Source organism: Bacillus sp. FSL R5-0820 (genome assembly GCF_038593385.1).
Classification (GTDB): Bacteria; Bacillota; Bacilli; order Bacillales; family Bacillaceae; genus Bacillus; species Bacillus altitudinis.
In genome coordinates this window covers 3,283,610-3,309,855 of the sequence record NZ_CP151991.1, presented here as the reverse complement: position 1 = coordinate 3,309,855, position 26,246 = coordinate 3,283,610, and the positions used below count along the sequence as shown (strand labels likewise).

General features: G+C 40.1%; 29 protein-coding genes. 20 read left to right on the top strand and 9 right to left on the bottom strand.

From position 1 onward, the window contains the following. Positions 1 to 44 precede the first annotated feature (44 nt). From atpE to NST15_RS17075, 7 genes are all read left to right on the top strand, one after another. Positions 45 to 257, top strand: coding sequence for a F0F1 ATP synthase subunit C (gene atpE / locus NST15_RS17105; RefSeq protein WP_003214968.1), 213 nt, complete (start codon positions 45 to 47; stop codon positions 255 to 257). A 120-nt stretch (positions 258 to 377) separates the two neighbouring features. Beyond that, the gene (gene atpF / locus NST15_RS17100) at positions 378 to 899 is read left to right on the top strand and encodes a F0F1 ATP synthase subunit B (RefSeq protein ID WP_017360037.1); all 522 of its coding nucleotides are present in this window, start codon (positions 378 to 380) and stop codon (positions 897 to 899) included. Continuing rightward, positions 896 to 1,441 (top strand): F0F1 ATP synthase subunit delta, encoded by a 546-nt coding sequence (locus NST15_RS17095; protein WP_007497632.1) that lies wholly within the window; start codon positions 896 to 898, stop codon positions 1,439 to 1,441. Before atpF ends, NST15_RS17095 begins: the two co-directional genes overlap by 4 nt. Before the next feature lie 16 nt (positions 1,442 to 1,457). After that, the gene (gene atpA / locus NST15_RS17090; RefSeq protein ID WP_008343398.1) at positions 1,458 to 2,966 is read left to right on the top strand and encodes a F0F1 ATP synthase subunit alpha; all 1,509 of its coding nucleotides are present in this window, start codon (positions 1,458 to 1,460) and stop codon (positions 2,964 to 2,966) included. Between the two features lie 88 nt (positions 2,967 to 3,054). Beyond that, positions 3,055 to 3,921, top strand: coding sequence for a F0F1 ATP synthase subunit gamma (locus tag NST15_RS17085; protein ID WP_007497628.1), 867 nt, complete (start codon positions 3,055 to 3,057; stop codon positions 3,919 to 3,921). A 24-nt stretch (positions 3,922 to 3,945) separates the two neighbouring features. Beyond that, a complete protein-coding gene (gene atpD, locus NST15_RS17080; RefSeq protein ID WP_008343395.1) occupies positions 3,946 to 5,367 on the top strand; it encodes a F0F1 ATP synthase subunit beta in 1,422 nt (473 codons plus the stop codon). Between the two features lie 24 nt (positions 5,368 to 5,391). Beyond that, on the top strand, positions 5,392 to 5,787 hold the full coding sequence (locus NST15_RS17075) for a F0F1 ATP synthase subunit epsilon (protein ID WP_008343393.1): 396 nt from the start codon (positions 5,392 to 5,394) through the stop codon (positions 5,785 to 5,787). 41 nt (positions 5,788 to 5,828) lie between these two features. Here the strand turns inward: NST15_RS17075 and NST15_RS17070 are convergent, their stop codons facing one another. Then, on the bottom strand, positions 5,829 to 6,302 hold the full coding sequence (locus NST15_RS17070) for a hypothetical protein (protein ID WP_019743250.1): 474 nt from the start codon (positions 6,300 to 6,302) through the stop codon (positions 5,829 to 5,831). Positions 6,303 to 6,472: 170 nt separating this feature from the next. Here NST15_RS17070 and NST15_RS17065 point away from each other — a divergent pair, with 170 nt between their 5' ends. From NST15_RS17065 to NST15_RS17040, 6 genes are all read left to right on the top strand, one after another. Further along, a complete protein-coding gene (locus NST15_RS17065) occupies positions 6,473 to 6,703 on the top strand; it encodes a DUF1146 family protein (RefSeq protein WP_008343389.1) in 231 nt (76 codons plus the stop codon). A 128-nt stretch (positions 6,704 to 6,831) separates the two neighbouring features. Next, positions 6,832 to 7,566 (top strand): YwmB family TATA-box binding protein, encoded by a 735-nt coding sequence (locus tag NST15_RS17060; RefSeq protein ID WP_008343385.1) that lies wholly within the window; start codon positions 6,832 to 6,834, stop codon positions 7,564 to 7,566. A gap of 32 nt (positions 7,567 to 7,598) precedes the next feature. Next, on the top strand, positions 7,599 to 8,906 hold the full coding sequence (gene murA, locus NST15_RS17055) for a UDP-N-acetylglucosamine 1-carboxyvinyltransferase (RefSeq protein ID WP_007497616.1): 1,308 nt from the start codon (positions 7,599 to 7,601) through the stop codon (positions 8,904 to 8,906). Between the two features lie 256 nt (positions 8,907 to 9,162). Continuing rightward, positions 9,163 to 10,185 carry a stage II sporulation protein D gene (gene spoIID / locus NST15_RS17050; protein WP_008343381.1) on the top strand — a complete coding sequence of 341 codons (1,023 nt, stop codon included), beginning with the start codon at positions 9,163 to 9,165 and terminating at the stop codon, positions 10,183 to 10,185. Between the two features lie 324 nt (positions 10,186 to 10,509). Beyond that, positions 10,510 to 11,208, top strand: a complete 699-nt coding sequence (locus tag NST15_RS17045; protein ID WP_080934067.1) for a VWA domain-containing protein — start codon at positions 10,510 to 10,512, stop codon at positions 11,206 to 11,208. An 81-nt stretch (positions 11,209 to 11,289) separates the two neighbouring features. After that, on the top strand, positions 11,290 to 11,964 hold the full coding sequence (locus tag NST15_RS17040; RefSeq protein ID WP_026050166.1) for a VWA domain-containing protein: 675 nt from the start codon (positions 11,290 to 11,292) through the stop codon (positions 11,962 to 11,964). Positions 11,965 to 12,015: 51 nt separating this feature from the next. Here the strand turns inward: NST15_RS17040 and NST15_RS17035 are convergent, their stop codons facing one another. Together NST15_RS17035 and NST15_RS17030 are read right to left on the bottom strand one after the other, a co-directional pair. Beyond that, a complete protein-coding gene (locus tag NST15_RS17035; RefSeq protein WP_342498688.1) occupies positions 12,016 to 14,364 on the bottom strand; it encodes an FdhF/YdeP family oxidoreductase in 2,349 nt (782 codons plus the stop codon). Between the two features lie 82 nt (positions 14,365 to 14,446). Further along, positions 14,447 to 15,712 (bottom strand): OFA family MFS transporter, encoded by a 1,266-nt coding sequence (locus NST15_RS17030; protein WP_008343374.1) that lies wholly within the window; start codon positions 15,710 to 15,712, stop codon positions 14,447 to 14,449. A gap of 134 nt (positions 15,713 to 15,846) precedes the next feature. Between NST15_RS17030 and fdhD the strand changes: the two genes are divergently transcribed. Continuing rightward, positions 15,847 to 16,635, top strand: coding sequence for a formate dehydrogenase accessory sulfurtransferase FdhD (gene fdhD, locus NST15_RS17025; RefSeq protein ID WP_017360031.1), 789 nt, complete (start codon positions 15,847 to 15,849; stop codon positions 16,633 to 16,635). A 10-nt stretch (positions 16,636 to 16,645) separates the two neighbouring features. Continuing rightward, positions 16,646 to 17,653, top strand: coding sequence for a GTP 3',8-cyclase MoaA (gene moaA, locus NST15_RS17020; protein ID WP_017360030.1), 1,008 nt, complete (start codon positions 16,646 to 16,648; stop codon positions 17,651 to 17,653). A 254-nt stretch (positions 17,654 to 17,907) separates the two neighbouring features. Here the strand turns inward: moaA and rpsN are convergent, their stop codons facing one another. The 4 genes from rpsN to NST15_RS17000 all read right to left on the bottom strand — a co-directional run bounded on the left by rpsN (position 17,908) and on the right by NST15_RS17000 (position 20,183). Further along, positions 17,908 to 18,177, bottom strand: coding sequence for a 30S ribosomal protein S14 (gene rpsN, locus NST15_RS17015; protein ID WP_008343369.1), 270 nt, complete (start codon positions 18,175 to 18,177; stop codon positions 17,908 to 17,910). Between the two features lie 16 nt (positions 18,178 to 18,193). Then, positions 18,194 to 19,390 (bottom strand): GTP-binding protein, encoded by a 1,197-nt coding sequence (locus NST15_RS17010; RefSeq protein WP_008343361.1) that lies wholly within the window; start codon positions 19,388 to 19,390, stop codon positions 18,194 to 18,196. Positions 19,391 to 19,470: 80 nt separating this feature from the next. Next, entirely contained in the window at positions 19,471 to 19,620 is a 150-nt protein-coding gene (rpmG, locus tag NST15_RS17005; protein ID WP_003214771.1) for a 50S ribosomal protein L33, read from the bottom strand. 140 nt (positions 19,621 to 19,760) lie between these two features. Further along, positions 19,761 to 20,183 carry a DUF5362 family protein gene (locus NST15_RS17000; protein WP_058213515.1) on the bottom strand — a complete coding sequence of 141 codons (423 nt, stop codon included), beginning with the start codon at positions 20,181 to 20,183 and terminating at the stop codon, positions 19,761 to 19,763. A gap of 516 nt (positions 20,184 to 20,699) precedes the next feature. On the opposite strand from NST15_RS17000, the gene NST15_RS16995 reads away from it, so the two are divergent. Beyond that, a complete protein-coding gene (locus NST15_RS16995; RefSeq protein ID WP_007497596.1) occupies positions 20,700 to 21,098 on the top strand; it encodes a hypothetical protein in 399 nt (132 codons plus the stop codon). A 48-nt stretch (positions 21,099 to 21,146) separates the two neighbouring features. Here the strand turns inward: NST15_RS16995 and NST15_RS16990 are convergent, their stop codons facing one another. Continuing rightward, on the bottom strand, positions 21,147 to 21,656 hold the full coding sequence (locus tag NST15_RS16990; protein WP_058213516.1) for a hypothetical protein: 510 nt from the start codon (positions 21,654 to 21,656) through the stop codon (positions 21,147 to 21,149). A 98-nt stretch (positions 21,657 to 21,754) separates the two neighbouring features. Between NST15_RS16990 and NST15_RS16985 the strand changes: the two genes are divergently transcribed. From NST15_RS16985 to NST15_RS16975, 3 genes are read left to right on the top strand one after another with little or no spacing between them, the layout of a single operon-like run. Next, the gene (locus NST15_RS16985) at positions 21,755 to 23,554 is read left to right on the top strand and encodes an ABC transporter ATP-binding protein (protein WP_058213517.1); all 1,800 of its coding nucleotides are present in this window, start codon (positions 21,755 to 21,757) and stop codon (positions 23,552 to 23,554) included. Position 23,555: 1 nt separating this feature from the next. Further along, positions 23,556 to 24,125 carry a MauE/DoxX family redox-associated membrane protein gene (locus NST15_RS16980; RefSeq protein ID WP_058213518.1) on the top strand — a complete coding sequence of 190 codons (570 nt, stop codon included), beginning with the start codon at positions 23,556 to 23,558 and terminating at the stop codon, positions 24,123 to 24,125. Continuing rightward, the gene (locus NST15_RS16975) at positions 24,122 to 24,652 is read left to right on the top strand and encodes a thioredoxin family protein (protein WP_007497592.1); all 531 of its coding nucleotides are present in this window, start codon (positions 24,122 to 24,124) and stop codon (positions 24,650 to 24,652) included. The genes NST15_RS16980 and NST15_RS16975 overlap by 4 nt, the downstream gene beginning before the upstream one ends. Before the next feature lie 33 nt (positions 24,653 to 24,685). Here NST15_RS16975 and NST15_RS16970 read toward each other — a convergent pair whose 3' ends face one another. Further along, positions 24,686 to 25,183: a GNAT family N-acetyltransferase gene (locus NST15_RS16970; protein WP_008343345.1), complete on the bottom strand. Its 498-nt coding sequence runs from the start codon at positions 25,181 to 25,183 to the stop codon at positions 24,686 to 24,688. A gap of 127 nt (positions 25,184 to 25,310) precedes the next feature. Between NST15_RS16970 and NST15_RS16965 the strand changes: the two genes are divergently transcribed. After that, positions 25,311 to 26,207, top strand: coding sequence for a M23 family metallopeptidase (locus NST15_RS16965; protein ID WP_008343344.1), 897 nt, complete (start codon positions 25,311 to 25,313; stop codon positions 26,205 to 26,207). Positions 26,208 to 26,246 lie beyond the last annotated feature (39 nt).

Genomic DNA, 26,246 nt, shown 5'->3' with positions numbered 1-26,246 from the left:
TTGAGAGTCCAAAATGGACGTTATTTTAAAGGAGGAGCTTTTTAATGAATTTAATAGCAGCAGCAATTGCAATCGGTTTAGGAGCACTAGGAGCAGGTATTGGTAACGGTCTAATCGTATCTAAAACAGTTGAAGGAATCGCTCGTCAGCCAGAGGCTGGTAGAGAACTAAGAACACTTATGTTCATCGGGGTAGCTTTAGTTGAGGCACTTCCAATTATCGCTGTCGTTATCGCATTCTTGGCATTCTTTGGTTAATATGTGAGAAGCGTTCTAATATGAATTTTAATGGCGAAGATCAGATTAGTTCGAAACTTCGCCATTCCTTTATGTTTTGTTTCTTAACATATTATTTAAAGAAGGGAGTTGCCGTACTAAATGTCTCAGTTACCAGTGGTTTTAGGAGCAGGGGGCTTAAGTTTTAATGCCGGGGATATGTTGTTCCAGCTAATCGCTATGCTCATCCTGCTTGCACTTTTAAAGAAATTTGCGCTTAAGCCTTTATTAGGGATTATGAAACAGCGTGAAGATTATATAGGAAATGAAATTTCAAGTGCTGAAGAAAAGCACGTTCAAGCTGAAAAGCTTCTTGAAGAACAACGTGTCTTATTAAAAGAAGCACGCGAAGAATCACATACACTCATCGAAAATGCGAAAAAGATTGGTGAGAAACAAAAAGAAGACATCATTCAAGCAGCACGTCAAGAATCAGAGCGCTTGAAAGAGTCTGCTAGAACTGAAATCGTGAAAGAAAAAGAACAAGCTGTGGCTGCACTGCGCGAGCAAGTTGCATCACTTTCTGTATTAATTGCTTCTAAAGTGATTGAAAAAGAACTTGATGAGCAAGCACAAGAGAAATTGATCCAAGAGTATCTTAAAGAGGCAGGCGAAAGCCGATGAGCGTGACTATTGTCTCTAAGCGTTACGCTTCTGCTCTTTTTGACATCGTTCTTGCTTCTTCGGCAGTAGACGAAACTGAAAAAGAGCTGAATGAGATCAAAAAAGTTCTGAAGGCTGACCAAGAATTAAATGACTTTCTTGTTCATCCGAAGATTACGGCAGACAAAAAGAAACATCTGATTGCAGAAGCTTTCAAAGGTGTTTCGACATATGTTTTGCACACAATGTATTTATTGATTGACCGCGGACGCACGAATATTTTTCCTGAAATGGCGTCTGAGTTTGTGAAACTTGCAAACCGTACGAAACAAATAGACGATGCGATCGTGTATTCAGTTAAACCGCTCAGCGGAGCTGAAATTCAATCTTTATCTGAAGTATTTGCCAAAAAAGCCGGAGTCACATCACTGCGTGTTGAAAACGTGATTGACAAGGATCTAATAGGCGGAGTGAAAATCCGTATCGGAAACCGCATTTATGACGGCAGTGTCAGCGGAAAGCTTTCCCGCATTGAACGTCAGCTTGCAGGCGAAAATCGTTAGAAGGGGTGAAACCTTAGTGAGTATCAAAGCTGAAGAGATTAGCGCGCTGATAAAGCAGCAAATCCAAAACTATCAATCTGAAATTGAAGTAAAAGATGTCGGTACAGTCATTCAAGTAGGGGACGGTATCGCGCGTGTACATGGCCTTGACAACATTATGGCAGGAGAGCTTGTTGAGTTCTCTAACGGTGTAATGGGTATGGCTCAAAACCTTGAGGAGTCTAACGTAGGTATCGTAATCTTAGGACCTTACAAAGATATCCGTGAAGGTGACGACGTAAAACGTACAGGTCGTATCATGGAGGTTCCAGTAGGGGAAGAGTTAATCGGACGTATTGTGAACCCACTTGGTCAGCCTGTTGATGGACTAGGTCCAATTTTAACAAGCAAAACACGTCCAATCGAAAGTGAAGCACCAGGCGTTATGGATCGTAAATCGGTACATGAGCCGCTTCAAACGGGAATTAAAGCAATTGATGCCTTGATTCCAATCGGACGCGGACAGCGTGAATTGATCATTGGGGACCGTCAAACAGGTAAAACATCTGTTGCAATCGATACGATCCTGAACCAAAAAGATCAAGACATGATCTGTATCTATGTAGCGATCGGACAAAAAGAATCAACTGTTCGTGGTGTTGTTGAAACACTTCGTAAGCATGGTGCGCTTGACTACACAATCGTTGTCACAGCTTCTGCATCACAGCCAGCTCCACTTCTTTACCTTGCTCCTTATGCAGGTGTAACGATGGGTGAGGAATTCATGTATAACGGCAAGCATGTGCTTGTTGTGTATGATGACCTTTCTAAACAAGCGGCAGCTTACCGTGAGCTTTCATTATTGCTTCGTCGTCCTCCAGGTCGTGAAGCATTCCCTGGTGATGTTTTCTATCTTCACTCTCGTTTATTAGAGCGTGCAGCGAAGCTTAGTGATGAAAAGGGTGGCGGTTCTATCACAGCATTGCCTTTCGTAGAAACGCAAGCTGGTGATATCTCTGCATATATCCCAACAAACGTTATCTCAATCACAGATGGACAGATCTTCTTACAATCTGACCTCTTCTTCTCAGGCGTACGTCCAGCGGTAAACGCAGGATTGTCTGTATCTCGTGTAGGTGGTTCTGCACAAATCAAAGCGATGAAAAAGGTAGCAGGTACACTTCGTTTGGATCTTGCTTCTTATCGTGAGCTTGAAGCATTCGCTCAGTTTGGATCTGATCTAGACCAAGCGACTCAAGCCAAATTAAACCGTGGTGCTAGAACAGTTGAAGTCTTAAAACAAGACTTGAACAAACCGCTGAAAGTTGAAAAACAAGTAGCGATTCTTTATGCACTGACAAGAGGATACTTAGATGATGTAGCGATTGCTGATGTCAAACGCTTTGAAGCTGAGTTATTCATGTACATTGAAGAAAACCATAAAGACTTGTTTGACACAATCTCTCAAACAGGAAACATGCCTGCTGATGAAGAGTGGAAAGCAGCGATCGAAGGCTTTAAACGTACGTTTGCACCAAGCAACTAATTAGTAATCTTTCCGAGAGAAAAAGATTCTCTTTTTCTCTCTTTTCACGTAAATGAACACGGATTCCTGAAAAAAGGTGGTGAAATCTTTGGCCTCATTACGCGATATTAAGTCAAGGATCACGTCAACAAAAAAATCGAGTCAGATCACAAAAGCGATGCAAATGGTATCAGCTGCGAAACTGAATCGTGCTGAAAATAATGCGAAGTCCTTTGTTCCATACATGGAGAAAATCCAAGAAGTCGTTGCGGCAATCGCAACTGGAACAAGTGCTAAGCACCCAATGCTTCTTTCAAGACCTGTTAAGAAAACAGGGTATCTCGTCATTACATCTGATCGAGGACTTGCAGGACCTTTTAACAGCTCGATTTTACGTGCCGCTTACCAAGCCATTCAATCTCGTCATCAATCTGCTGATGAATATGCGGTGATTGTGATTGGTAAAATCGGACGCGACTTCTTCAAAAAGCGTGGTATTCCAGTTATTTCTGAAGTAACAGGGCTTGGAGACGAAGTAGCGTTTGCTGATATTAAAGAATTAGCAAGCAGTACAGTGCAAATGTTCTCTGATGAAGCGTTTGATGAGCTTTACATGTTCTATAACCATTTCGTCAGTGCCATTTCACAAGAAGTAACAGAGAAAAAATTATTGCCGCTAACGGACCTTTCGGCCGCAGCGACACCAAATAAACGTTCCGCATCTTATGAGTTTGAGCCTTCTGAAGAAGAAATTCTTGAAGTTCTCCTTCCTCAATATGCAGAGAGTTTGATTTTCGGTGCGCTTCTTGACAGCAAAGCAAGTGAACATGCTGCAAGGATGACAGCGATGAAGAGTGCAACAGACAACGCAAAAGAATTGATCGACAGCCTGACACTCTCTTACAACCGTGCTCGTCAAGCAGCGATTACACAAGAGATTACAGAAATTGTCGGCGGAGCAGCTGCCTTAGAATAGAAATAATTGTCAGGAGGGAATGCAATGAAAACAGGACGCATCAGTCAGATCATGGGACCAGTCGTAGACGTTCGTTTTGAAGACGGTCACTTGCCTGAGATTTATAATGCGATCAAAGTTTCGCATAAAGCGGAAAGCGAAAGTGAAGTTGATATCGACTTAACTTTAGAAGTAGCACTACATTTAGGTGATGATACAGTGAGAACCATCGCAATGGCATCAACAGACGGTGTGAAGCGCGGTATGGAAGCTGTAGACCTTGGAAAACCAATTTCAGTACCAGTTGGTAACGTAACACTTGGACGTGTATTCAACGTACTGGGAGATAACATTGACTTAGATGAGCCACTTGGTGTGGAAGCGCAAAGAGACCCAATCCACAGACAAGCGCCTTCTTTTGATCAACTTTCTACAGAAGTTGAAATTCTTGAAACAGGTATCAAAGTTGTTGACCTTCTTGCTCCTTACATCAAAGGTGGAAAGATCGGTCTATTCGGTGGAGCCGGTGTTGGTAAAACCGTTCTGATTCAAGAATTGATCAACAACATCGCACAAGAACACGGCGGTATTTCTGTATTCGCTGGTGTTGGAGAGCGTACACGTGAAGGAAATGACCTTTACTACGAAATGAAAGATTCTGGCGTTATCGAAAAAACAGCGATGGTCTTCGGCCAAATGAACGAGCCACCAGGTGCACGTATGCGTGTAGCTCTAACTGGTTTGACAATGGCAGAGCATTTCCGTGATGAACAAGGTCAAGACGTATTGTTCTTCATCGATAACATCTATCGCTTTACACAAGCAGGTTCTGAAGTATCAGCCCTTCTTGGACGTATGCCTTCAGCGGTAGGTTATCAGCCAACTCTTGCAACAGAAATGGGTCAGCTTCAAGAGCGTATCACGTCTACAAACGTAGGATCGGTTACATCGATTCAAGCGATTTATGTACCTGCGGATGACTATACAGATCCAGCTCCAGCTACAACGTTCGCTCACCTTGATGCAACGACAAACCTTGAGCGTAAGTTGACAGAGATGGGGATTTACCCAGCGGTAGATCCACTTGCTTCAACATCTCGTGCCCTTGCACCTGAGATTGTTGGCGAAGAGCATTATGCGATCGCGCGTGAAGTTCAGCAAACATTGCAACGTTATAAAGAATTGCAAGATATCATTGCCATTTTAGGTATGGATGAATTATCTGAGGACGATAAGCTTGTGGTACACAGAGCTCGTCGTGTTCAATTCTTCCTATCTCAAAACTTCCACGTAGCAGAACAGTTCACTGGCCAAAAAGGTTCTTATGTGCCATTGCAAGAAACTGTTAAAGGCTTCAAGGAAATCTTATCTGGTAAATACGATCACCTTCCAGAAGATGCATTCCGCTTAGTCGGCCGCATTGAAGAAGTGGTTGAAAAAGCCAAAGAGATGGGTGTAGAGGCCTAATCTGGTCCTTAGGAGGGTAAAAGCATGAAGACCGTTCAAGTCAATATCGTTACTCCCGACGGCCCAGTGTATGAAGCGGATGTGGAAATGGTCAGTGTAAGAGCAGAAAGCGGTGAGCTTGGGATTTTAGCTGGCCACGTTCCAATGGTTGCTCCGCTAAAAATCGGTGCAGTTCGCTTAAAACATAGTGGATCAACTGAATTGGTTGCAGTAAGCGGTGGATTTGTTGAAGTTCGCCCCGAAAAAGTAACCATTCTTGCTCAGGCTGCTGAAACATCAGACAAAGTTGATGTTGATCGCGCTAAATCAGCGAAACAGCGTGCTGAAGAGCATTTGAACCACCCGAATGAAAGTGATGTACGCAGGGCGGAACTCGCATTAAAACGGGCATTAAACCGTTTAAATGTAGCAGGGAAATAAAACAGAAAATCCTTCTTATCATTGCGATAAGAAGGATTTTTTTAGGATGACATGAGAGACTGATACATCGACACATACGGATGAGATGCTTGCTTTTCAAGATATAAATGCTCGCAAAAATGCGTACTATGCCACGTTTTATTGTTTCGGCGCAAGCCAAGGGTATATTGATGCGAAGAGTCCATATAAGGCCGCACGACCCAATCAGCATCTGAATGATGCTTGATGACAACCTCTCCCATGTACACACTCAACATCGCTTCCAATGCATCAATAGGCATTTTCCACTCAGCAAAAAGCTGCTGACGGAAGGCATCGAAGTATAATGACTCTAACTGATAAAGGCTTTCCTCTGAGTAATCCAAAGAAATGTTATGAAAATGACACAATTGTGCTAATTCTTCTAGCTGTGTCTGTCTATAATCAAAGTAGAAAGCAATGGCTTCCCATTCATGTTCAAATGAGGGAACCAGTTCTCCGTACAAATCAACAAAGTCAGGAAAAGAATCTTTCAAATATGATCAGCTCCTTCCACCGCAGTATATCATCTCCTTCGCATCAGAATAAGAGGGGATTCACTCTAAATGTAGCTCTTTTTTCCAAATGATTCATCTTTCCGATTTTGGAGGATATAATGAAAGGGAGTTTTCCTTTACAGAAATCAATAAAAGGAGGATTCAAGTGTATGGAAGACGTAGGACAACAAGCAATTGTCAGTATTGTGATCCACCTATTTTTTATCGCCATTACGTGGTGGGCATTGCTTGCGGTGAATATCGATCCACTGATTAAAAAAGGAAAAATTATTCAAGCTAGATTGCTCATGATGCTGCTCACGATTGCTATTGCATCGGCAGTCAGCAATTTCTTCCTTGATTATTTAAATTTCTCCAGACAAATCCCTTATATGTTTTAACATAAAAGGTTTGGTCACTGCCTTCTGCGGGAACGTAAAAAGAAGTGTCAAAAATATGGCCTTTGATGACTTTTCCACGTATGCATTGATCTCCTTGCGGCTACACTTGTAGCAAGGGGGAATGACAAGTGAGAAAGTATTTAAAAGGTTGGCCATTATTTGCATTTATTCTTTTTTTTGTTCTGATGATTCAAGGTGTTCGGGCGGAAGAAACATCCACGCTCGCCCAAATAGCAGAAGGTATGAAAAACCAGCAAATCGAAGTAAGTGGATGGACGCTTCATGCCAAAACAAATATAGACATTTCATCCGAACAATTTTCAAAAAAAGTGAAACGTTTGAAAGACGAACTACGACAGTATGAGTGGACCGAAAAAAAAGAGAAACATGTCACCAAAGTCACAGGAATTTACAAAGATGAAAAAAATGATACATTATCGAAAATTTTACTCGTGAAGACCGACACAAAATCAAACCAAAAGTCGTATTTATTATATGAGCAAAAAGGTGCTCGCCCACTGAATACCTGGGAGCATACATATGATCAGTTCGTACGTCATGCAAAAAGCATATTACAAGAAAAATTTGTGATTTTTACTTGTCTCGATGGTCATGTAAATGGTATGATGGATGTTGTTTTGCAAAAAAAAGCTGAAATGATAGCAAATGAATTTCAAGCAAAACCAGTTGAGTATCTCGTTGAGTCTAATTTTGTGTCGCTTTCCGCTTACACAGAGAAGTGGGAACAGTTCATTATGACTTCAAATGATAAAATGAATGTTCAAATTGCCATCAGAAGTTCGGAAATGAACGAAAATCATACGATTACGGTTGGCACACCAATCGTAACGACTGAATATTAATATAGAGAATTTGGGACGCGGAGGGGAAGACCTTGGAAAAAATCATCGTCCGCGGCGGTCAAAAGTTAAACGGCACAGTTAAAGTAGAAGGCGCAAAAAATGCCGTTTTACCAGTTATCGCTGCATCTTTGTTAGCAAGTACAGAAAAAAGCGTAATTTGTGATGTACCTACGCTCTCCGATGTATATACAATCAATGAAGTGTTACGTCATTTAGGAGCAGAAGTACATTTTGAAAATAACGAAGTATCAGTAGATGCATCTCATGCACTAGAAACTGAGGCTCCGTTTGAGTACGTCCGTAAAATGAGAGCATCTGTGCTCGTCATGGGACCACTTTTAGCTAGAACAGGTCATGCAAGAGTTGCATTACCTGGTGGTTGTGCGATTGGTTCAAGACCAATTGATCAGCATTTAAAAGGCTTTGAAGCAATGGGAGCTAAAATTCAAGTAGGTAATGGTTTCATCGAGGCTGAAGTAAATGGCCGTTTAAAAGGTGCAAAAATCTATTTGGATTTCCCAAGTGTAGGGGCAACTGAAAACATCATCATGGCAGCAGCATTGGCTGAAGGAACGACGATTTTAGAAAACGTAGCAAAAGAACCTGAAATTGTTGATTTGGCAAACTACATCAATGCCATGGGCGGTAAGGTTCGCGGGGCTGGAACTGGTACAATCAAAATCGAAGGTGTAGAAACACTTCACGGTGCAAAACACAACATCATCCCTGACCGAATTGAAGCTGGTACGTTTATGGTGGCAGCAGCCATTACTGAAGGAAATGTTCTTGTAAAAGGCGCTGTGCCTGAGCACATGACTTCACTTGTGGCAAAAATGGAAGAAATGGGTATTCAGATCATTGAAGAAGAAGAAGGTTTAAGAGTCATTGGACCATCTGAGCTCAAGCCAATCGATCTAAAAACAATGCCGCATCCTGGGTTCCCAACGGATATGCAATCTCAGATGATGGCCCTATTGCTTCGTGCGAACGGAACAAGCATGATCACAGAAACTGTGTTTGAAAATCGTTTTATGCATGCTGAAGAATTCCGCCGCATGAATGGCGATATTAAAATTGAGGGTCGCTCTGTGATTATCAATGGACCTGTTCAACTTCAAGGTGCTGAAGTGGCAGCGACTGATTTAAGAGCAGGAGCAGCACTTGTACTTGCTGGATTAGTGGCAGAAGGTCATACACGTGTCACTGAATTGAAGCATATTGATCGTGGATATGTGAACTTCCACCAAAAACTAGCAGCAATCGGTGCAGACATTGAAAGAGTAAATGATGAATCAGCAGATGTGACACAAGAACAAGTTGTATCAGATCTGAACGCGTAATGATAAAAGAAATCAGTGTGTCCATTTGGGCATGCTGATTTTTTTTAGAATCATAGACTGGTTCCATTTTCAAAAGCTTATCATTAGTGTATCCAATCATTTTAAATTTTATTCATAAAGACGAACAGTCAATCAAATGATGAAGAGCACGAGCGTATCACCAAAAGACTTGTCCAATGAATGAAAGAAGCTGTCATATTAGCTTGTCCTTGCCCATAGGATAAAAGAGATTCAATGACAAATGGGGGCAGCCAATATGAAACCAATGATATGGACAATCGCAGGAATTTGCATCATCATTTTAATGATTCCAACCTTACTCGTGTTGCCGACGTTCCAAGGAAAACCAGCGGCCAGCCAACACGTAGCAGCAGAACCATCAGTTAAAAAAGAAGTGAAAGGTTCAGTCAAATTGAAACAATCACCCGTCTCCATTCCCGTCTACCGTTCAGCGCATCAGCAGGTAGAAAACATCCCCTTAGAAGAGTATGTGATCGGTGTCGTCGCTTCTGAAATGCCAGCCGATTTTGAAATTGAGGCGCTCAAGGCACAGGCACTCGCCGCTAGAACGTATATCGTCAGACAAATGATCATTGATAAAACCGTCAAATCTCCACAAGGTTCTCTTGTAGATGACACTCAAATGTTCCAAGTGTACAAAAATAAACAGGAACTGAAGAAAATTTGGGGAAAAGCGTACAATTGGAAATTAAAAAAGGTCACAGAAGCTGTCGCCAGTACACAAGGGAAAGTACTGACGTATGACGAAAAACCAATTGATGCTTCCTTCTTTTCAACAAGTAATGGGAAAACCGAAAATGCAGAAGCTTATTGGAAAAATGAAATCCCTTATTTGAAAAGCGTCTCAAGTAAATGGGACGAAAAATCACCCAAATTCCAAAACAAGAAAACCATCACAGTGAGCGAATTTCAGCAAAAACTGGGTGTGACCCTTGGCCAACAGCAGGTGGGAGAAATTGTAGAACGTACACCAGGCAATCAAGTAGCCAAAGCCGTCATTAACGGAAAAACATTGTCGGGTAGAGACATTCGCGAATCACTAGGATTGCACTCTGCGGACTTTACATGGGAACGAAAGGGTCAGCAAATCGTAATTACGACAAAAGGGTATGGCCATGGTGTGGGCATGAGTCAGTATGGTGCACATTATATGGCACAGTCAGGTAAAAAAGTAGAGGCGATCGTGAAACATTATTATCAAGGGATAAAAATTGAATCAGCTGATCGCTTTCTGAACACATATATGGCTAAGAAATAAAAGCAAAGATGCCTCAAAATGGGGGCATCTTTTTTTATGTGTGAAGAGGTTTGAACAGAATGTGACAAATTGCGACTTAAGACGCACCTCAGGAAATCTTAAACATTTACATCCCGACAAGAACCGATGGCCGATACAAAGCCCCTCGAAAGAATGAGAAAACGAGGGTGACAAAAGAGTCTTTAGGTGAAAATATCTAGACATCTGACAGAATTTTAGTGATTTTGATGAAAGAGAAAAAGGGATCGAGTCCTATACCATTCCAAGACAGAATATTTTACGATTAAGATGTTTCAATCAAATACATAAGGAGGAAGGAAAAGCATGTTGAAAAAAGTATTTACACTCGTAACCTTAGCTGTATTGACATTATCAATGTCAATCTCTTCACCAGTATTTGCAGAAGCAGCATCAGCCAAAAAACATAAGAAAGATGTAAGAGTGACCATCTTACTTGATGCAAGTGGAAGTATGGCAAGAAAAGTGGATGGAGAGCGCAAATTCGATTTAGCAAAACAAGAGGTATTTAAATTTGCTCAGTCTCTTCCGAAAGATGCTAAAATCCGTATGAGTTTGTTTGGGTCTGAAGGAAACAACAAAAACTCAGGTAAAGCTCAATCATGTGAAGTCATTAGAGGCGTTTATGGCGTTCAGCCTTATGAAAAGGATAGTTTCGAAAACTCTCTAAACGGTCTTGGACCAAATGGCTGGACACCGATTGCACGTGCTCTTGAAAGTGCAAAGCAAGCAGATAAGCAGCTTCATAAAGGAACAAAACACATTGTGTACTTAATTACTGATGGTGAAGAAACTTGTGGTGGAGATCCAGTGAAAGTAGCGAAAGAGCTTCATAACTCAAAGGGATCTACTGTAGTCAATGTGATTGGATTAGACTTTAACGATGGCTATGAAGGTCAATTGATGCAAGTAGCTAAAGCTGGTAAAGGTCATTACTACCAAGCAAGCACTGGGAAAGAAATGGGTTCTATCCTTACAGCAGAATCATTAAAACTACACGAATAACTTGCTGAAGAAAAGGGAAACGATTGATTGATGCTTTCGTTTCTCTTTTTCTGTACAAATGAAAAAAAGGGAGATTTTTTAATGAAAAGAAATATTATATTAACCATTTTAGCGAGTCTTGTTCTGCTTCTTTCTTCACCAGCTCATGCTGTAACGAAAAAGGAGCCTGCTCACGTGGTGATTTTACTTGATTTAAGCGGAAGCATGGCACAATCAGTTGAAGGCGAAAAGAAAATTGATATCGCAAAACGCTCGATCCAAAGTTTCGCAAGTATTTTATCAGAAGATACACAAGTCTTGCTTCGTGTTTTTGGTCATGAAGGAACGAATAAAAATGCAGGAAAAGCCGTTTCTTGTGCAAGTTCCGAAGCAGTTTATGGATTTGGAACATATGAGCAAGCAGCCTTTCAACAAGCGCTGAATGTGTATGGTCCAACAGGCTGGACACCACTTGCCAAAGCATTAACTGATACGAAACAAGATTTTGAAGATCACCAAGCTGAAGGGAAAAATATTGTATATGTTGTCAGCGATGGTGAGGAAACATGTGGCGGAAGCCCATCACAAGCAGCGAAGCAATTACATGAAGAAGGTATTGACACAATCGTCAACATCATTGGCTTCGATGTAAATGAAAAAGAAGCAAAAAGTCTAAAATCTGTTGCCAAAGCTGGTGGTGGACAATATCAACCAGCAGCAAATGCAGAAGAATTGAATCATATTCTTCAAAAAGAAGCGAACTCTTTTGGTCAATAAGATGTGAATAGACAGCTGGGGAGAAACCCCCAGCTGTTTTTTCATAAAGGATCAATTTAAAGTCGTTTCTAATTCATCAATCCGTTTCTCCACGTAGTGCTGATCTTTTCTTGCATGAAAGGTTTCGGCTTTTTCTAATATCGCGGTGGTATTGTATTCTGGAATCTGGGAATAGCTTTCGTAAACTCCTTTTGGTATTAACACGTTTCCTTCAGGCCAATAAACTGCAATATTTCCACGTTTCAGCTCTCCGAATTGAGCAACTCCTTGGTAGGATCCATATTGATTGAAAAGGACAACAGGATCGCCTTCTTGGACGTAAAGCTCTTTCGCATCTTCTTCATTCATCAAGATAGAATGCCGCTTTCCGCCATTAAAGGCATCCTTTTCACTGTAAATCATAGAGTTGAATTGCTTGCCTCGTCTTGTCGTGATATTGAAATGCCCCTCAGTTTTTCGATATTGGGGAAGCTGTGCTGGGAGCAGGTGTCCTTTTCCATCCGGTGTTGGACACACCCCATCTTCGCAAAGCCATGCGCCACCCCATTGAAAGACATCCCCTTTATGACGCAAATGCTGGATCCCATCATAGTTCCGATTTGCGATGGCAATCTCACGACGAATGTCTTCAGCATGGTCAAAATGAATCAGCTTCGCATCTTCTGGACGAACCCTTTTTGCTAGGTCAATATAAATGTCCCATTCAGCTCTGGCTTCTTCAATGCGTGGCCCTTCAATTTCCGGACTGAAATACACCATGCGTTCCGTACTGGTTGATGTACCGCCGCCTGGCTGTTCATATCTTGTCATTGCAGGCAGAACAATCACAGTCTCTTCTGCTTCTACCAGTGTAGAGGTGTTCAAAATAATATCTTGATGGACACGAAGTTCAAGCTCGGATAGTGCTTTTTCAATCGCTTCAGGATTTGGCATCGTTTCTAAAAAGTTTCCACCGCTAGTAAACAGCATCTTCAGCTTTTGCGGGTGTTCTTTTGGAAGAGCCATTTTTTCAAATGATTGCCCAATCGTGTCACCATGCCATTTTGGAATATCAAATCCCCATATCTTCTCGATTCTTTTAATATTCTCTTCATCAAAATCACTGCCGGGCAATACGAATGGATCGGCACCCATTTCGCCTGAACCTTGGACACCGCTATGGCCACGAATAGGCATAACGCCACAATGTTTTCTGCCAATAAATCCTCGTAACATGGCAAGGTTTGCGACTTGTGATATATTATCAGTTGCAAAACGATGCTGAGTGAGACCCATACTCCAAATAAACACCCCTGAATTGGCATTGGCAAGCAGTACAGCGAATTCCTTCATTCTTTCTTTAGATAAGCCTGACGATGCTTCGAGATCCGCCCATTTTAACTGAGCGACATGCTGCTTTACATCTTTTATGCCGGTTGTATGCGCTTGGATAAATTCATGGTCAAGAGCGGAATGAGGCGCTTGCTCTTCCATTTCAAACCAATGTTTGATGACACCATTCATAAACGCAATATCGCCGCCTATATTGACTTGATAAAAATCATCCGCTATTTTTGTGCCGAATAAAGCACTTTCTGGGATAGAAGGGACCCAATATTTTTCCATTGCAGGCTCTTTATATGGATTGATGACAATGATCTTGGTTCCTTTCTTTTTAGCGGCGTATATATATTTAGTGGAAACCGGCTGGTTGTTTGCTGCAACAGAGCCCCAAAAAATCAATACATCTGTTCCAATCCAATCACTGTAATTACAGCTGGATGCACCTATACCAAGGGAGCGTTTAAGAGCGGTTTTGCTTGGTGAATGGCAAATACGAGAAGCATTATCGATATGATTTGTTCCAATATATCGCGCAGCTTTCGCCGCAGTATAGTACACTTCATTCGTAATCCCTCTAGCTGTTAAATAGAAAGCAAGCTGACGTTTATCAATCGATTTGATTTTAGCGGCGATTTGATCTAATGCACCATCCCAAGAAATGCGTGTAAAGGCATTCTCACCTTTTTTTCGAATCAGAGGATAAGGAATACGCCCAAGTTTTCGAAGAGACGTGCTATCCATTTGTTTGAGCCGCTCAATATCTTCGAACCATTTTGGATCAATAGCTGGCATTGTGTTAAGCCGTAGCACATTCAGTCTTGTTGTGCATATATGGGGTCCTGCTAGTGTTTGATCGTATAAACCTGATACACCAAGAGCACAGCCGTCACAAACGCCCTGAGTCAATATACGGTACGCATAGGGGAGGTTATCTTTGTTCTCCCATGCCACTTTCATTGTGTCTCGAATGTGTTTCGGTTTTACTTTTCCAAGCCCCATAGGAGCAAAAGAGGCCCATAGCTTTGGTGAGGGTTTTTTGTTGAGTTTAATAGGCCCCTTGTGTTTTGTTTTTCCCATGATATCGTCACCCTCCTATTACTTTGTAAAGCGTTTTCATATCTAAAAATTACCTGTAGATTGTCATTCTGTCAAATTCATATTAAGAGCGGACCGTGACAGAAGAAGGAGCAGTAAGATTTGATTCACGAAGTTGTTTAATATCCTTCCGAATGAGAAGAGATATGATAAACGCAATGAAAAATAGGCCAGAGAAGACCATGAGACTTTGTGTGTAATTGCCTGTAATGTCACGAATAAAGGAGGAAAATAAAGGTCCTGCTAAACCAGCAGCGGCCCAAGCGGTGAGAATATAACCGTGTATGGCACCTAGCTGCTTCGTACCAAATAAATCTCCTATATAGGCTGGAATTGAAGCAAACCCTCCTCCGTAGCACGTATAAATGATCGCCATCACGATTGAAAAGATGAGCGGATCTTTTAAGTAGGGAAGTAAGGGAAAAGCAATGAGCTGTATAGTAAAGAAAATCGTATACGTATTTGGCCTTCCAATATAATCAGAGAAAGACGCCCATCCGATCCGTCCTAGCCCATTAAAGGCACCTAAAATTCCAACAAGAGTAGCTGCTGCACCGGCCGTGAAACCAACACTTTCTTGAGCAAGCGGTGATGCTACAGAAATAATGGCAATTCCGCATGTAATATTAATAAAGAGCATGACCCACAAATAATAAAAACGCCGTGTTTTAATGGCTTCATTTGCTGTGAGCTGTGATAAATCTTGAGGAATTTTCCTTTGGCTTGTTTTTAGCACGTTAAATTGTTTGACATCATCAGGTGTTGGTGGTGATAAATAAAGAGATGAAACGACCATGATGATAAAATAAGAGATTCCGAGAATATAGAAGGTATTTGCAATATCAACTTTTTCAATGAGAAATTGAATAATGGGACTGCAAATCAGAGAAGCAAATCCAAAACCCATAATGGCTAAACCCGTTGCGAGTCCTCTTCGATCTGGAAACCATTTGACTAATGTTGAAACTGGTGCAATATAGCCTACACCTAATCCGATTCCAGCGAGTACACCATAAAATAAATAGAGGAGAGGTAATGAAGACATGTGAACAGCAAACCCTGATCCAGTCATCCCAATGCCGAAGAAAATAGCTGAGAAGAGCCCTGATGCCCTCGGCCCATACTTTTCAACGAAATGCCCCATAAAGGCAGCCGATAAACCTAAAAATAAAATAGCGATGCTAAATGTCAGGCTTATTTCTGTTAATGACCATTGAAAGGTTTGATGTAAAGGATTCGTAAAAACACTCCATGCATAAACAGATCCGATAGATAAATGAATCCCCACAGCACTTGTAGCGATAAGCCAACGGTTTTTTGTTTTGTTCATTGTGTTCCCTCCATATAAAGCAAACAAAAAGTTTGATAAGATAGAAATATGTTACATTTTTATGACTTTTTAAAATAATATCACAATTCGTCTGGTTCATATAACTAAATTTGTGTTGAAAGGAAGATCAGATCATGAATCCTTCTGTTAAAACGAAACGACGCATACACCAATATCGCAGTGGTCAAATGACATGTAAAACAGATGAAGTTGTAGAAGAATTCCCTTTAACCGTGCTGGTGAATGGTGAAGAGTTTGTCACACTCGTTTGTTCACCGGATCATTTGAAAGAATTGGTGATCGGTTTTTTAGCTTCAGAAGGAGTCATTCGATTTGAAAAAGAGATTAAAAGGTTTACAATAGATGAAAGTATGGGTTTTGCATATGTTGACTTACATCACTCAACTCAGTTCCAATCCTCAGATTTTACAAAACGAGTGATCGGATCTTGCTGTGGGAAAGGAAGACATTTTTATTTTCTCCAAGATGTGAAGACGGCAAAAACAGCCATTGACCGAATCAGTATTTCTGCTGAAACTTGTATTCATTTAATGAAATGTTTACAGGAGGAAAGTCAGTTATTTCAACATACTGGTGGTGTCCATAATGCTGGACTATGTGATACAGAAAAGCTATTCATCACTAGGACGGATATAGGACGGCATAATGCGTTGGATAAAATCTATGGATATTGTTTACTTCATAAAATCCCACTGAGAGATAAAATCCTTGTATTTAGCGGCCGGATATCGTCTGAAGTTCTGTTGAAGGCAGCAAAATTAGGGGTATCAATTGTCATATCAAAATCAGCTCCTACTGAGTTAGCACTTAAAATGGCAGAAGAATTAAATATAACAACAGTTGGATTCGTAAGAGGAGAATCTTTTAATATCTATACTCATCATCAGCGTATTACAGAATAGGAGGCTAAGTATGGTCAGTATTTTGGATAAAAGACATCGACCATTGCGCGATTTAAGAATATCCGTAACAGATCGCTGTAATTTTAGATGTACGTACTGTATGCCTGCTGAAATCTTTGGACCAGATTATCCTTTTTTAGATAAAGAAGAGCTGCTTAGCTTTGAGGAAATTGAACGACTTGCTGCGCTTTTTGCAAAGGAATTAGGTGTGGTGAAATTACGTATTACGGGTGGTGAACCTTTAATGCGTAAAGATTTGCCCGTTTTGATAGAAAAACTCGCAAAAATTCCAGGTATTGAAGACATCGCGATGACAACCAATGGAACGCTGTTACCTTTGTACGCAGATAAGCTAAAGAAAGCAGGTCTGAATAGAGTCACCATTAGTTTAGATTCTTTAAATCCAGATCGTTTTAAGCAGATGAATGGAAGACACATTTCTATCCAAAAAGTATTTGATGGGATAGAGGCTGCAAAAAAAGCTGGACTTGCTATTAAGATCAATATGGTTGTCCAAAAAGGTGTGAATGATCAAGATATCTTACCAATGGCAGCCTATTTTAAAAAAGAAGGACACATTCTACGATTTATTGAATTCATGGATGTTGGCAATACGAACAAATGGAATCTCAAGCATGTATTGACGAAAAAAGAGATTATGGAGCTAATTCATTCAAAATACCCTATCAAACCAGAACCCCCTCGATATCAAGGTGAAGTAGCCAAGCGTTATTTTTATGAGGATGGGTCAGGAGAGATTGGCATTATTTCTTCCGTTTCAGATGCTTTTTGTGGATCGTGTAATAGAGCTAGACTATCTGCACGTGGCGAATTATTCACCTGTCTTTTTGCATCATCGGGTTTTGATCTGAGACGATTCATCCGTAATTCAGAAAATGATGAATATCTAGTGAACATATTGAAGGAACTTTGGTCAAACAGACAGGATCAATATTCAGCTGAGAGAGAGCAAAAGAAAGATCAGAAAAAAGTTGAGATGTCCTACATCGGCGGGTAATGACAACAAAGTATCATGATCATCGATTTTTGAAAAGAAGAGAAAATGCTATAATCACTGTTGAAAATCTTCTTTTAACATCAGGACAATCTTTCCTATAAGCTCATCCCCATAAAAAAACAGCAGAGATTCTGCTGTTTTTTTAAAATGCTATTTTGTACCTCAAAATTGACGGAGTAAGGATGAAAAAAAGATTTTTATTCATTTTGTCCTGCTTTACATTTACAGGAACTATGCTAAGATCAAATCAATCTTTACCAACTCGATTTTTTCACTCCTGGAATCTGTCCTTTATAGGCAAGCTCACGAAAAGCAATTCGAGACATTTTAAATTTTCTCAAGTAACCTCTAGGACGGCCAGTTAATTCACAGCGGTTTTTTAAGCGAGTGGGTGAAGAGTCTCTAGGTAGTTTCTGCAAAGCTTCATAGTCACCTTTTTCTTTTAGCTCTTTCCTTAATTGTGCATATTTCAAAACGAGCTGCTGCCGCTTTTTTTCTTTTGCTATTTTTGATTTCTTTGCCATTTAAAACCCTCCTGGTTTAAGTGTGTATGTTCCATTGAAAGGGGTCTTCAAACGTTGTCCAATCTTGATCAAATTCTTCAGGTGTGAGTAAGCATTGATCTAGTGTACGAATAATATCTGCTTTAGGTAAATCTACACCGATAAAGACAAGTTTTGTATGTCGATCACCAAACTCTGCATCCCACTCATCTAAAATTTCTGGTTCCTGATTTAAGATCCGTGATCGTTCTTGCTCAGGCAAGGCAGCAATCCAGTATGCGATTGGTTCAATTGCAACAGATTTTCCGGCTTGTGAAATTAAAATGGTTAAATCATGATGTGTCGCTAGCCATGTAAATCCTTTCGCTCGAACAATCTGCTCTGGCATTTGATCTAACCATGCATTCAGTCTGCCAGTATGAAAAGGAAGCCTTCTTTCATAAACAAAAGATGAGATTTGGTATTCTTCTGTTTCAGGCGTATGCTGAGAGTGTCCAGCATTAATTTCTTTGATCCAGCCCGCAGAAGCACTAGATTTTTCAAAATCGAATAAACCAGTATTCAAAATATCACTAGGCTGTACGTTACCTTTAGAGGTTCTAATAATGGCTGCTTCTGGTTGAAGTTTGGTTAACACGTGCTCAAGCCGATCTAGTTCTGATGCTGATACAAGATCACATTTATTGATAATGAGCACATCACAAAATTCAATTTGATCAATAAGTAAATCGGAAATCTCTCGTTCATCATCATCTGAAACTGCTTCTTTACGATCCAATAAACTTTCTCCTGACTGGAAATCTGTCCAGAAACGGTTTGCATCTACCACCGTTACCATCGTGTCTAATCTGCAAAAACGTGTCAAATCTATGCCCATTTCTTCATCAATGTAAGAGAAAGTTTGAGCGACAGGAATTGGTTCACTAATACCTGTAGATTCAATGACAATATAATCGATATTCCCAGCCTTACAAAGGCGTTCTACTTCAATTAATAAATCTTCTCTCAATGTGCAACAAATACAACCATTAGATAGTTCAACCAGTTTCTCATCTGATCGAGAGAGTTCTCCGCCTTGCTTAACTAATTCTGCATCAATATTTATTTCGCTCATGTCATTGACAATAACAGCTACTTTTAGCCCTTTACGATTCTGTAGAACATGATTTAATATCGTGGTTTTTCCAGCTCCTAAAAAGCCGCTTAGAACTGTGACAGGTATTCTCTTATCCATTTGGTTTAGTCCTTTTGAACATAATCATTTTGTATGCCGCCTCGCTTAAATAGTAATTGTTACGATTTGAATCCCAAAAATTATTTTGTTTCCCGATGAAGGGTGTATTTCTTTAATCGTGGAGAATATTTTTTTAACTCCAATCTGTCTGGGTTCGTTCGTTTATTTTTTGTAGTGATATAGTTTCTGTCACCTGTTTCTGTACAGGCTAAGGTGATTTTCACGCGCATAAGTGCTATAACCCTCCTTTATTCCGTAATGATTACGATTTGTATTTTAAAATGATAAAGGCTGATTGTCAAGTTTAGTATCAAGGCTATGCCAACTCAAATAAAAAAGGGGTATCGCATTTTATTGATACCCCTTTCTATTAATAAAAGTCACCAAGTTCTTCTTCGTAATAATCTTCGTACTGTTGGACATCGGTAGGAAGCTCTTGGAGAAAGGCTAGCCCGCCTAGTATAAACATCAAAACGATAGCGATGAATGAGAGAATAACTGCGGCAATACTTGAAATGGCAAAAAGTGTCTGCATTTTCATCATCTTAGCATATTGTTCCAATAATTCTTCGTAAGAAGTATCAGACGCTTGAATCAATTGTTCAGCTGCTTTCACGGATTTTTGGACATGAATTCCCATCATAATCAAAAAAACGCCAATGGCAGCAGGAAGAACAAGCCAAAATCCACTGAGGATGGATAGACCACCTGAAATATAAAGAAAGATGCTCCCAACCTTTCCCCACTTTGTTATTGAATGAAGAGATTGAATGATTTTCTCAGTTTGTTGCAATTGTGTTCACTCCTTTATGTATTCACTCTATATCATACTTGAGCAAGTAGTACTTTAGGAAGAGTGAATTGACCTTATTTCTATCTTTTATTTACTTTTTATGGATAAATAAATTATTTTCGAATAAGAAAAAAGTAACAATTACTACAATTATAATCGAAAAATTTTGTCATAAATAAGAAAAGTAGTTTGAAGTAATTAGAAAATTTATCAAAATATGTTGTTAGTTGTCTATCAATTGGTTATTATTGTATTGTATTACCATAAAAATTGGAAGGTGGAATTCATATGTTAGATCGAATTTTAAACAAAATGACCAATGTTCAACCTGCAGCTGCTAGATGTATTTTGCAAAGATTGGTAACTTCTTGCCAATCAGCACCAACTTGTTTCCTTCAAGGCGTTGGAACTTTCCGTTACTATGTGGATCGTGACACAGGTGAGATTTGTACTAGCCAAGAACGCGTTAAATGTGGCTGCTAAATTTAAGTATCTTATTTATTAGGGTGTGAACGCATGAGCATAACTCCAATTTCATTAGTAACAAATGCTATGCAGACGTCAAATAAGCGTCAAGCTGGCCATACATCAAATTCTTTTTTGACCCAAGCAGCGCAAATTGTTCAAGGCGACCATTCTCCAGAAGAGAGAAAGGCGTTATTTCAACAACTGACTTTAGTTCAGCAAGGAAAAGATTTAGAGCTTCATGTTTCTAAATTAAAGGAACTAGAGAAAGAGGTTCAAAAAGAGGGGTCTTCTTCCGTTACTGTGAATCAGCACGGTGATCAAGTTGACATTTCAAATGAAGCTCGCAGTGAGTTTGAACAAGCTGAGGAACAAACATCCGCTTCAAGCGAAGCTAATGAAATCGCTGCAGAGGAAAAAGGGAAGGATGTTCAGCCAAATTCACAGTAATAAAAAATGAGGCATGTGTTTGATGCTCTTCACATGCCTCATTTATCTTTAGTTTGCAGCTAGTCTTGAATAAAGACCGTCTGGAAAAGGTGCTGCATATGAGATGGTATCATTGTCTTCTACCATGATGTAGAACGGAAACTCCTGAATTTGGAATGCGTTTATCAATTGTTCGTCTACCAGAATAATTCGCAAGTTTGTTTCGTTATCACGATATAATTCTTGGTCCTTTTTTTGCCCGTTTTTCAACAAAATACTCAATGAAACGTTTAGTTTACGCTGCTTTTTTGTTTCTAGGAATTGTTCGAGTGATGGAATGCAGTGCGGACATGCTGTGTCAGTGAAGATCAGTAATTGTTGTGTACGATTTGTTTGCAGCAGATCATTCATGTGAATGGGTGATGGCTGTTCGAGAAGTGGATGCGCAAGTTTCTGCCCCACGTGTTCTATAGGTAAGATGATAAGCTGCATCTGTTGTTTTAAATAGATGATAATTCCAGCCGTTAATAGAAGACTGCAAATCATAAGAGCGAGCTGTATAAGAAAAATTGAATTCATCGTATATCGTCCTCTCAAAGTGAAGTTACGCAAAGCTATCATATTACAAATATCAAAAATATGTCAATTATACTAAATGGTGTAAGGTGGAGCATCTCATGAGTACAGTGAACCATTGTTTATATGCAATCTCCTATACTTGGAAAAAAAGTCGTTCTTATCTTCTTTTAACTTTGTTCATTCAAGTGATCGTTGGTTTTATGCCTTTGGCTAGTGTCTGGATTATTCAAACTTTGATTAATGAAATTATTTTATTTATGACGTCTTCAGGTGACATCCAAAAGGTTTTGTGGTTATTTGGACTGCAAATGGTCATTGTGATTTTAGGATATGGACTTCAATTCATTCTTCAGCTTAGTCAACAGAAAGCGACAAATCTGATTGGTCTGCATTTGAAAGGTGAATTGCTTCAAAAAGCGATAAGACTGCCGTTTATTACGTTTGAGCACCCGTCCTTTTACAATGAAAGTCAACGTGTGATGAACAGTCATCAGCATGTTCTCAGTATGGTGAGAAGTATTTTTACAATGATGAGCGCGTTGATTACTGTTGTATCACTTCTTATTTATATGATCGGTATTCATTGGGGCTTAGCGGTCATATTGTTCTTGTTTACCTTGCCTGTATTATGGATTGAACTTTTCTTTGGAGGCGCACGTTATCGATTAAATCGTTTGTTAACGGCTAATGATCGAAGAGAAATGTATGTATCTGATCTCGTCGCACAGCGAGATTCTTTAAAGGAAGTTCGTTTATATGGAATAGGGAATTATCTTCTTCAAAAGTGGAGAGGTCACTACATTAAAAGTGCAGATGAAAAATATAATTTGCTGAAACGCCAAGTGCGCTGGGAGATGGCAGGCGGGTTGCTCATGACATTGGCCTATGTGTGCTGTGGTTTATTGATTGTCTTTCTTATTTTTCAAAAAAAATTAGCTGCGGGTACGTTTGTTGCAGTGCTACAAGCTGTACAAAACATTCAAAGTGGGTTTCAAGATTTAACGAGGGAATGTTCTAGTTTATATGAAACGAGCCTATATGTTGATGAAATGAGAGCTTTTCAAAAGAGAGAAGAGGAAATGCATGAACAGACGGAAGAGGCAGCGTCGCTTCAGGGAATTGAGCATATCCAGTCCATTACATTAGACAATCTCTCTTTTACTTATCCGAATATGAAAAAACCAGCGATTGAGCATATTCATTTTCATATGAATAAAGGTGAACGAATTGCATTAGTAGGAGATAATGGGTCCGGTAAAACCACTTTAATCAAATGTTTAACCGGCTTATACGATCCAGATCAACAGAATATGCACAAAGTCAATGGAGAGGATATTTCCACCATCCATAAAAAGACCTATCATGCGAGAATGGCTGTTCTTTTTCAAGATTTTATGAAGTACGAGTTCACTGTGAGAGAAAACATAGGGTTTGGCCGTATTGATGATATAGAAGAGGAAGAGCGGTTGATTTCAGCCGCCCGTCAAGCAGGTATAGAGAAAAGAATTAATGAAATGGAAGACACATATGATGCGCAGCTAGGTCGCTTTTTTGAAGAGGGACATGAATTGTCTGGCGGACAATGGCAAAAGCTTGCGATGGCGAGAACCTTCTTTAGAGAAAGTGATTTTATTATTTTAGATGAACCGACCTCTGCTCTCGATCCATTGTCGGAGATCTCACTCATTCGAAAGTTGTTCGATCATACGCAGGATCAAGGTGTTTTGTTTATTACACATCGTATGGGAGCGGCCCGCTTAGCAGACCGTATCATCGTCATGAAAGATGGTGCTTTCATTGAAGAGGGCAACCATGATGAACTGATGGCATTACACGGAGAATACAGAAGGCTATACGAGGCACAATCTCAACTATTTCAACAAAAGGAGATGGTGTAAGGTGAGTGTCTTTTATTTCATAGGAGTCTATTTACTAGGAATCATTTTTGCAGGTGCATGGCTGGATAAAGCAAGGAAACAGAAGGCACATGTCCAGCAGATCAATGCTTATCGGCTGCTGCCGCCTTCTTTCGCGGCACCCATGTTTTATGTATTTTTGTTGATTGAGTTGGTTTGTACGATTCATTTGTTTATATGGAACATGTCTGTCCTGCCTGCAGTGGGCCTTACAGCTCTGTTATGTATTTACTCTGGAGCGGTTACGTTCAATTTAATGAGGGGGCATCGTGATATTTCGTGCGGTTGTGGAGGATTACTGGAAAATGATCGCCTGCATTGGGGGATTGTGATTCGTAATCTGCTGATGCTTACTCTTGTGGCAGGGTTATTTTATGTACATCCTAGTGTTGAAATGATTTCATTGCGGTTGAAAATGATTTGTTTTCTCATTGCAGCGGCTGTCTGTTTGATCATAGCGGTCAGCCAAGAAATTGTGCTATTGAAGCGAAAGTGGATCGACTCATTCCAGCTTGCAGATGGATCAATTATAGAAGGAGATAAAATGAAATGACAGATATTTTATTAATCATTGTGTTATTAATTGTCATTGCCCAGCTGGCTGTCGTGTTTTTGCTTGCCCGTTTTATCGGGAGATTTATGAATAAAATAAAATCTCTTGATGGAATTGAATTGAAGGAAGCGGATATTGGTGACCCGGCTCCGTTATTTCGCAGTTATTCGCATGTAGGTGAAAAGGTGATCTTGAAGGAGTATTTGCAAAATGGGCGAGCTGTGATGCTGTTATTTGTGAATTCTACTTGTATGACTTGTAAAAGTATTTTGTCTGATGTGCAGCCTCAAACTTCACATGATGATGCTCATGTGATTGTTATTAATGGAGATGAACAAGCCGATGATGCCTCGCTTCTTCAATTGCTGCCGGAGCAAGCTGTTTATATGCGCTCATCACAAATTATGGAGTTGTATGGAGTAACAGTTGTTCCGCAAGCGCTTCTGATTGATGAACATGGTATCATTCTGAAAAGAAAATCGCTTCAAAATGCGAAGCAATTTGAGCAGTTGGTGCATGCTTCATAAAAAAAGCGTCTCTTTCTTCAAGAGACGCTCAGTTTATAATTCTTTTCCTAAAATATCTAAGTCGTACCGATTGCCGTCCATTTCTGCGATGCGTGGCAAATGTCCCCAAGTCTCAAATCCGTGCTTCTTAAATAATTTGATGCTGGCTTCGTTGTGGCCGAAAATAAAGGCAAGTAACGTTCGGATGCCTAATGAGGGTGCCAATTCGAGCGCCTCTTGTAAGAACAGTGACCCTAAACCTTTTCCTCGATAGTTTTGGTTCAAGTAAATACTCATTTCAACAGTACCGTTGTATGCAGGTCTCCCGTAAAACGTTTCAAAACTGAGCCAGCCGTAGATATTTCCTTCCTCATCTGTTTTCACATAGAGAGGACGTTTCTCTGAATGATTCAAAAACCACTGACGGCGGTCTTCTACTGTAACAGGTTCTGTATCGGCCGTTACTTCTCTTGAAGCAATCGTTGAATTGTAGATATCGACGATCTCTTTGAGGTCATCTTCTGTTGCCATGCGGTTGAAAGTTTTCACCATATGTACCCCCATCTTTTTTCATTCATCATACATATTATTGATGCGATTGCGCAAAATAAAAAGAAAAATGATTTCGTGTGTATATATTTTTTGAAAAGTGTTCAGAATGTTGCTGAGGTGATGAAAAATGAGAGAGGAAGAAAAGAAACGTACTTCCAAAATCACAAAAGTTCAGCAATTTTTCCGTAAGCGCTGGGTATTCCCTGCTATTTACTTGGTCAGCGCAGCGGTCGTGTTAACAGCCGTTCTTTGGTATCAAGCTGTATCGAAAGATGTGAAAGACCAATTATCTGATGGAAATCAAACAGGACAAGAACAGCGTGATGATGCCGTTGAAGTTGGAAAGCCAATTGAAAATGTTGCTATGCCGGTCCAGAATTCTGAGAATGTTTCTGTCGTGAAAAAGTTCTATGAAGCAGATGCTGATCAAAAAGAAAAAGAAGCAGCACTTGTAAACTATAATAACACCTATACCTTAAGCAAAGGTATTGATCTTGCAGATAAAGATGGCAAAGTGTTTGATGTCACAGCTGCTCTTAGTGGAACAGTCGTTCAGGCGAAAAAAGATCCAGTTCTCGGTCACGTTGTTGAAATTGAACATGAAGATGGATTGTCTACTGTTTATCAATCATTGTCTCAAGTGAGTGTAAAAGAAGGCGATGAAGTGAAACAGAATGATGTCATCGGGGCTTCTGGTAAGAATCTATATGGTGCTGAAAGCGGCAACCATGTTCACTTTGAAATTCGTATGGAAGGTTTAGCGCTTAATCCACTTAGCTTCATTGATAAGCCTGTTTCTTCCATTGAAAAAGCAGCGCAAGAAGTGACGGAAGAAGCAAAAGAACCTGCTCAGCCAAAAGCTGATGACAAAATGAAGGAACCTGCTGCTGACGATAAGGCAAAAGAGCCGACTGAAGAAAAATCTGAAGATAAGTCTGATGAGAAGGGGAAATCCTCTGATCAAGAAAAGTCTTCAGATTCCTCTAAAGACCGCAGTCAGTCAGAAGAAACAAAACAATCTTAATGTCATGTCAGATCCTCTGTGTAGATAAATGCACAGAGG

Coding starts and splice junctions, on each gene's coding strand:
- NST15_RS16990 (WP_058213516.1), bottom strand. CDS start 21,656: ATGAATTCAATTTTTCTTATACAGCTCGCTCTTATGATTTGCAGTCTT.
- NST15_RS17010 (WP_008343361.1), bottom strand. CDS start 19,390: ATGGATAAGAGAATACCTGTCACAGTTCTAAGCGGCTTTTTAGGAGCT.
- NST15_RS17035 (WP_342498688.1), bottom strand. CDS start 14,364: ATGGGAAAAACAAAACACAAGGGGCCTATTAAACTCAACAAAAAACCC.
- atpE (WP_003214968.1), top strand. CDS start 45: ATGAATTTAATAGCAGCAGCAATTGCAATCGGTTTAGGAGCACTAGGA.
- atpD (WP_008343395.1), top strand. CDS start 3,946: ATGAAAACAGGACGCATCAGTCAGATCATGGGACCAGTCGTAGACGTT.
- rpsN (WP_008343369.1), bottom strand. CDS start 18,177: ATGGCAAAGAAATCAAAAATAGCAAAAGAAAAAAAGCGGCAGCAGCTC.
- NST15_RS17065 (WP_008343389.1), top strand. CDS start 6,473: ATGGAAGACGTAGGACAACAAGCAATTGTCAGTATTGTGATCCACCTA.
- NST15_RS17030 (WP_008343374.1), bottom strand. CDS start 15,712: ATGAACAAAACAAAAAACCGTTGGCTTATCGCTACAAGTGCTGTGGGG.
- NST15_RS16995 (WP_007497596.1), top strand. CDS start 20,700: ATGAGCATAACTCCAATTTCATTAGTAACAAATGCTATGCAGACGTCA.
- fdhD (WP_017360031.1), top strand. CDS start 15,847: ATGAATCCTTCTGTTAAAACGAAACGACGCATACACCAATATCGCAGT.
- NST15_RS17040 (WP_026050166.1), top strand. CDS start 11,290: ATGAAAAGAAATATTATATTAACCATTTTAGCGAGTCTTGTTCTGCTT.
- rpmG (WP_003214771.1), bottom strand. CDS start 19,620: ATGCGCGTGAAAATCACCTTAGCCTGTACAGAAACAGGTGACAGAAAC.
- NST15_RS16975 (WP_007497592.1), top strand. CDS start 24,122: ATGACAGATATTTTATTAATCATTGTGTTATTAATTGTCATTGCCCAG.
- NST15_RS16985 (WP_058213517.1), top strand. CDS start 21,755: ATGAGTACAGTGAACCATTGTTTATATGCAATCTCCTATACTTGGAAA.
- NST15_RS17095 (WP_007497632.1), top strand. CDS start 896: ATGAGCGTGACTATTGTCTCTAAGCGTTACGCTTCTGCTCTTTTTGAC.
- NST15_RS16965 (WP_008343344.1), top strand. CDS start 25,311: ATGAGAGAGGAAGAAAAGAAACGTACTTCCAAAATCACAAAAGTTCAG.
- atpF (WP_017360037.1), top strand. CDS start 378: ATGTCTCAGTTACCAGTGGTTTTAGGAGCAGGGGGCTTAAGTTTTAAT.
- spoIID (WP_008343381.1), top strand. CDS start 9,163: ATGAAACCAATGATATGGACAATCGCAGGAATTTGCATCATCATTTTA.
- moaA (WP_017360030.1), top strand. CDS start 16,646: ATGGTCAGTATTTTGGATAAAAGACATCGACCATTGCGCGATTTAAGA.
- NST15_RS17075 (WP_008343393.1), top strand. CDS start 5,392: ATGAAGACCGTTCAAGTCAATATCGTTACTCCCGACGGCCCAGTGTAT.
- NST15_RS17045 (WP_080934067.1), top strand. CDS start 10,510: ATGTTGAAAAAAGTATTTACACTCGTAACCTTAGCTGTATTGACATTA.
- NST15_RS16970 (WP_008343345.1), bottom strand. CDS start 25,183: ATGGTGAAAACTTTCAACCGCATGGCAACAGAAGATGACCTCAAAGAG.